This window comes from Terriglobia bacterium (assembly GCA_032252755.1).
In the GTDB taxonomy this organism is placed as follows: domain Bacteria; phylum Acidobacteriota; class Terriglobia; order Terriglobales; family Acidobacteriaceae; genus JAVUPY01.
The window spans coordinates 1-6,030 of the sequence record JAVUPY010000096.1 but is presented as its reverse complement, the minus strand read 5'-3'; the positions used below and the strand labels follow the sequence as shown (position 1 = coordinate 6,030).

4 protein-coding genes are annotated in these 6,030 nt (G+C 54.9%); 2 read left to right on the top strand and 2 right to left on the bottom strand.

The window, feature by feature from the left end; genetic code table 11:
* Positions 1-584: 584 nt before the first annotated feature.
* Together ROO76_23920 and ROO76_23915 are read right to left on the bottom strand one after the other, a co-directional pair.
* On the bottom strand, positions 585-1,001 hold the full coding sequence (locus ROO76_23920; GenBank protein MDT8071216.1) for an energy transducer TonB: 417 nt from the start codon (positions 999-1,001) through the stop codon (positions 585-587).
* 98 nt (positions 1,002-1,099) lie between these two features.
* On the bottom strand, positions 1,100-5,092 hold the full coding sequence (locus ROO76_23915) for a hypothetical protein (GenBank protein MDT8071215.1): 3,993 nt from the start codon (positions 5,090-5,092) through the stop codon (positions 1,100-1,102).
* Positions 5,093-5,371: 279 nt separating this feature from the next.
* Between ROO76_23915 and ROO76_23910 the strand changes: the two genes are divergently transcribed.
* Both ROO76_23910 and ROO76_23905 read left to right on the top strand, forming a co-directional pair.
* The gene (locus ROO76_23910; GenBank protein MDT8071214.1) at positions 5,372-5,707 is read left to right on the top strand and encodes a hypothetical protein; all 336 of its coding nucleotides are present in this window, start codon (positions 5,372-5,374) and stop codon (positions 5,705-5,707) included.
* Positions 5,708-5,841: 134 nt separating this feature from the next.
* Positions 5,842-6,030: pyridoxal-phosphate dependent enzyme (locus ROO76_23905; protein ID MDT8071213.1), on the top strand; the 189-nt coding region annotated here is incomplete at its 3' end.

The following is a 6,030-nucleotide window of genomic DNA, read 5'->3' as shown; positions in this document are numbered from 1 at the left end:
CATGCGGGTCGTGCTCTTGCGCTTGTCACCGGCGAGAAGCCAGGTGGCAGATAACGTCAACAGCAAGGCTGTGAGCGCGATCGCCGCGCTCGGTCGCATCCATCTCCGTCGCATCAATCCCCCACTTCAGGGCAGAACTTTGCTGGAGTTATGAACACTAAGGAGGGGAAAAGTTGTAAGTTCCTTCGAGACCAACCTCCCTGTTTTGTAGCTGACTGAAAAGACGGACTTTAAGTCTGAAAATCCAGACGGGCAGTGTTTTCAGGAGCTTGAGAAGGAAAAGTGTGCGAGGTGCGAGGTATGAGAGTTCGTTCTCGGTTCTCGGTTCTCGGAAAAAGCAAAAATGATGATCGGAGTCAGTCAAGTGCGAAGCAGGCACTTGCTTCGAACGACGGATAACCCAGGACTGAAAGAGTCATGGCTAGGCGTCGACCGCGGCCGCTGTCGCAGCAACCAGTCGGGATGTGAAAGAGCGAGAACTGCAGCCGAAGAACCGAATATCGGGTGAACCGAAGATCGACTGGAAGCCCACAAAGCTAGAGCAAGTTTTCTGTGGAAGCGGAGACGACTGCTCCCGCTCACGCTCAATAACGCTGATAGAGTCGGAAGTTGACTTCGACGTTGACCTGCACTGTGACGGGCTGACCCTTCAATTTCGCGGGTTTGAACTTCCATTTCTTTACGGCCTCGATCGCCTCCTGATCCAGTCCGTATCCGAGTGACCGCTGCACTCTGACATCCTTTGGCACACCGTCGGGACCGATCACGACCCAAAGGACTACCGTTCCCTCGATCTTCTTCTTGAGAGCTTCCTTGGAGTACTGCGGATCGGGAGCCTTGATGACCTGCGGAGGACTCACACTTCCGCCGACCCTGTAAACCTCACTTGCGGGAGTTTCCGAACCGAGTTTCGTTTCTCCACTCTGCTGTTGGGAAACTAGCGAAGTAGAGATGAAGGCTAATGTCACTCCGAGAGCGATACGCGATATTCTCACGGCCATATTGTTCGAGTTCTCAGGGAATCTGGTCCTTCTCTATTTTGATAATCAATGTCAGCGCATTGATGGCGGTACGATTTTGACCCTCACGACTGGCTCCCTTAACGAAGTGTTCCGTTCAGCAGAAAGATTCCATTGCCAGTAGAGACTGCGTACTGGTTCTGGCCCCAGCACACGATATCTGTTCCGAAGGTAGTAGCGTCCGTGACCTCTTGCGAAGCGGAACGTGTACCGGAGGAAATATCAAACGCTTCAACGGTGACCTTCTTTGTATCCCAATTGTGTTCCAGGAACACGACGCGTCCGGCCGCCGCGTCGAGGGTGACGGCATCTCCGATGTTCGTAAGAGCGTAGCTGGTCTTGATGCTCTTTGTGTTTGGATCGATCACGGCGCCGGTGGAGGAATAGACCAGGCCACCACTGAACAGCGGCGTACCAAGGGGGATGGAATTCATGGCTGAATCGGTCATGTGGAGCCCGGTACTGTCCGCAGACATGATGTAAAAAGCATGAGCGGTGCTATCGATATCGAGACCGTAAAGAGTGCTCGAAGAATCCGAGAAGACAATCCCGTCCGGAGTTCCATCGTGAGTACCAAGCTGACTGGGCAACTCAGTAGTTCCGCTGTACAGGGATGCACCGGCAAATGCGGGAACAAAATTTGGGCTCGCCTTGGAGACGGCAACAACGTTTGAGTCGGAGGGGCTTACACTCAGGCTGCGAGCGAACTTGGTGCCGGAGAGAGAGTCCCAGCCGGTCGAGAGGCTCTCGTCGACGGTGTCGGTTGTCAGATTGACACGCTTGACAGCATTCGCGCCAAGCAGTCCGACATAGAGGTACTGGCTATCGGAAGAAAGGGCGAGGGAGTAGGGTTCGCTGCCCACGGGAATCGATTGCTCGATCTGGGCGGTTGCCGGATTGATGACGGTGATGGTGTTGCCACGCGCTGGAGCCGAGCCTGGGATTGCAGCGTAGATTCGTTTCCGCAGAGGGTCATAAACCATGTGCTTGGCCGGCAATTGTGAGAGAGGTACGTCGGCCGGAGTAATTTGCGGCACGTCGGAAAAAACGATGTGATCATCGTCGGTTGCAAGAGCCAGTCCTGTGCTCCCGAACCGGATCAGGTCGTGAGGAGCAGCAGCAACCTGTGGCAAAGTAAACGACCCCAGCTTCGCGAAACCTTTCCGGTCGTACACACCCACGCTGGCGTGGGGGCTGGCGGTAACGTCCCAGAACAGGAAATAAGAGTCCTGGTCATCATTGGCAAGACTGATGGCGGAATTTCCTCCTCGAAATCTGCCGGCGAGCGAATCGCTCGCAGGATCGATGCTGTAGCCGTTGGAACTGTAGAGCAGGCCGTCATAATAGGACAGAGTGGCGAAAAAACCGTAGATAAAGGAACGATAAGAGTTCTCAATGGTTACGCCAGTGTTGTCAATGTTGAACTTGAAGTAGTTAAATCCGGTATCCCAATTGTTATACCCGTAGAATTCCGAGGATGAATTCCCGAAAACAATCGTCCCGATGTCTTGGGATGGAGGCAACAAATCTGCTGGGAGCGCCTGCTCGTGATCGTAGACGGTGAGTCCCGCGTATTCGGGACTCCAGCCAAAATCGCGCCGCAACAAGACCGCGACGACGTTAGGGTCGTCGGGCTTCACGGTCAGGTCATAAACAAAGTGCTGCCCTTCCGCTGGTGAGAATGGTATATCGAAACCGCCCACCACACTGTCGGAAGCGAGATCAATGATGGCAGCGCTGCCGGAACCGTCAAGGCCGACATACAGCAGGCTTCCGTCACGCGAGAGCGCAAGCGGACCGGGTTCACTACCTACATAAATAGTGGAGAGGATCGTCCGCGTGGCTGGATCGATAACGGCGACGCTATTTCCGATATCGCCGGCGCGCGACGGCACCGAAGCGTAGATGACATTCCTGCCATTATCATAAAGCAGGCGCGTTGCGGGAAGATTCGCCGCGTTGCTCCCGATGGATGGGATGGAGGTGAACGAATTTCCCAGGATTACGATCCCGGAGGTCGTTTCGAAGGCGAGGCACGACGGTCCACAACTTACGAGGTCGAAGCCGGAGCCTGAGGGGATGGATGTCTGCTGGTAACCAGTCAGAAGATACTTGTCGCGATCAAAGGCAAAGACCGTGGTCTTGGTCCCGAGGTCGCCCAATGTGTAGGTAGTGCTTCCCTCTACGGCAATGCCGCGGCTATCGACGATGGGATACATACCTTTCAGGTGTGGAGCAACGGGATCCACGCGGCGACCGCTCAGGGAATACACGTCACCGCCGGAATAAATGTAGAGCGGGTTGCTGCTGCTGGAAACATGGTTGAGTTGGTTTACATAAGAGAGGCCGCTCGCGTCGAGGGAGAAGAACCAGAAGGTGTCTGCAAACCCCGAGGTATAAAGCTTAGTGCCCGTTTGGTCAACGGTCATCCAATCTCCAACCGAGTTCGTTGTGTAGTTGGTGCGCGCTACGCCGTCGTCAAAAATACCCGTCGCCCCGTAATCGGGGGTTCGCCCGTCCATGAATCTGGAAGAAACGATGGCCGTCCGTGAGTCCACAGGAGAAACGGCGATTGCCTTGGCTCCCAAAGGAGCTTGCAGCCAGTATTGTGGGTTGGGAAATGCGATCGGGAAGCGCAGGTCTACGGTGCGGCTATTCAAATCGAGGCGCGCGATTCCGGCAGCTCCGTCCAAACCGATGTACAGATAGCGAGAGTCGGGCGAGAGTGCGAGGACATTGGGGTCACTGCCAACCGGTAGAAATGACTCAACGGTTTTGGTCGCGGGATCGATCACGGCGACGCTGTTGCCTTTGGCTCCAACCTTTCCAGGTACCGAGGCGTAGATGCGTTGGCGCAAAGAATCGTAGACGATATGGTTCGCTTGCAGCGTGTCAATTGTTGGAACGGTGCTCGGCGCGGCAGTCGGTGCGACCTTGAGGAGTCGAATGGATGAGACCGTGGTACTTCCTGACTGCGAGTAAGTGATAAACGCCAGATCCCCGGAACCGCACTGCAACAAGTTTGAGGCAGATTGGACGCTGGAAGGAACTTCGGCTTGCTGCGTTCCCTTTAACAGAAAAGTATCGGTATCAAACTGCGAAAGATTGAAGATTTTCTTATTTGTTCCTGAATTGGACGATCCTGACAGGAACCATGCGGATTTTGTTGGCGAATCTACTGCGACGGAACCAATGCCGTCAAAGGTGCCGACTAAATCCAACGCGTCAGCGTCCGCAACCGCTCCAGTGCTGCTATATAGACGCCCTGAGTCGAACAGCATTTCGAAGTAATACGCGAATCCGAACATGCTGTACTTGCGATCGGCGACGGTGACGCCATCCGCGCTGACACTCATTCGAATCAGCGAGAAATCCGAGACGGAAGTGTCGGCAGCGTAGATGGTATCGGCGGAGGTTCCAAAAGTGATGATGTCTGGGCCGCCGACTAGAGAAGGGTTTGAGGTTACGGGGCGCTGGACGCCGTTGTCGTAAATGGCAACTCCACCATTGTTTGCGAGTCCATCATATTTCCACGCAACTGCCACCGTGTCGGGCTTCCCAGGCATTACAGAGATATCACCGGCCATCACCCTGCCGAAATTTCCTGATGGAGCGACGGGAAATGCCTGCACCACTGAATTCGTACTCAGATCGATCTTTTTAACTTCACCGGTACCATCGACACCGACATAGAGGTTCTTATAGTCATCACTTAAACGGACGACTCGGGGTGAATCTCCGACCGCGATAGTAGTAACCAAAGAGGAGGACGCTACATCGATCACCGCGACCGTATTTGGGTGCGCACTATCGGTATTGCTGACGCTGGCATAAATCCGGTTTCGACTTGGGTCGTACACCATCTTGACGGCGGAAACGGCGACCTCGGTTGTGTTATACGTCGTACTGGGCGGGGGCGGTGATGGCGGCGGATTATAGCCCCCTCCTCCTCCAGTGCCACCTCCGCAGGCAATCGCGGTCAGAAACACCAGCAATACGGTGGAGAGAACTAGCCAGGGCCCGAGAAGACGCCGGTTGAAGAACATCAAGACCTCGCCGGAAATCAGCGCCATGATAGGGAAGAAGATCGAGAATTGCGAATGAAACGTGGCACTCAACGGATTTTTTAAGACCCCCCACATTCGTGCCGAAGTAGGGTTGCATTGGGTTCCATCTTCTAAATTGGTTTCGCCTCGGTCCATCGCCCGAGAACCGGATGGAAAATCGCGCTGAGGGAAAAGCCGTTCTCCGTTCTCCGAATAGCAAAACGCGGAACTGCGGCAGAGAGTATTGTTCCAGCGCAACTTTTGCGACGCGAACTGCGTATTCTATGCAGAGGCGGGAGGTGAATAGTGGGAACGACACAATACGCCCGTGCGAAACAGGACAGCGTTCTCTCGGGGATGGTATGGATGTTTGTCATCTCGATCCTGCTGTTCTGGCTGCCCGTGCTGGGCGGGCTGATCGCTGGTTTCGTGGGCGGACGCAAGGCGGGATCGCTGGGTAGAGCTATTTTGGCGGTGTTTCTGCCGGGAATCATCTTTTTCGTCGCGATCTTCGTGCTTGCGGCGAGCCTTATCGGGATTCCGCTGATCGGGGTGGCGGCGGGCCTGGGAGGACTGTGGCTCTCCGTGCTGCACGTTGGGCCTCTCCTTGTGGGAGCCATTATTGGGGGGGCAACAGCGTAGGAAAGCTGTTCTTCGTTGCTCGTTCTTCGTTACAACGTCCCGGGAGTTCATGTTCGCGGTGCCATTTTGTTCAGCGACCTTTCCGAACCATTTACATCCAATTCCTCGGACGGTTTCGTTCCTGGAGAAGGCTTGTGAAGATTGCGCATGATTTGACCCAGTTGATTGGGGGTACGCCGCTGGTGCGGCTGAATCGCGTTACGAAGGGTATCGATGCGACGGTGGTCGCAAAATTGGAGAGCCAGAATCCGCTCAGCTCGGTTAAGGATCGCATCGGTGTGAGCATGATTGAAGATGCGGAGAAAGCGGGGAGAATCTCGCCG

Coding starts and splice junctions, on each gene's coding strand:
- ROO76_23920 (MDT8071216.1), bottom strand. CDS start 1,001: ATGGCCGTGAGAATATCGCGTATCGCTCTCGGAGTGACATTAGCCTTC.
- ROO76_23915 (MDT8071215.1), bottom strand. CDS start 5,092: ATGGCGCTGATTTCCGGCGAGGTCTTGATGTTCTTCAACCGGCGTCTT.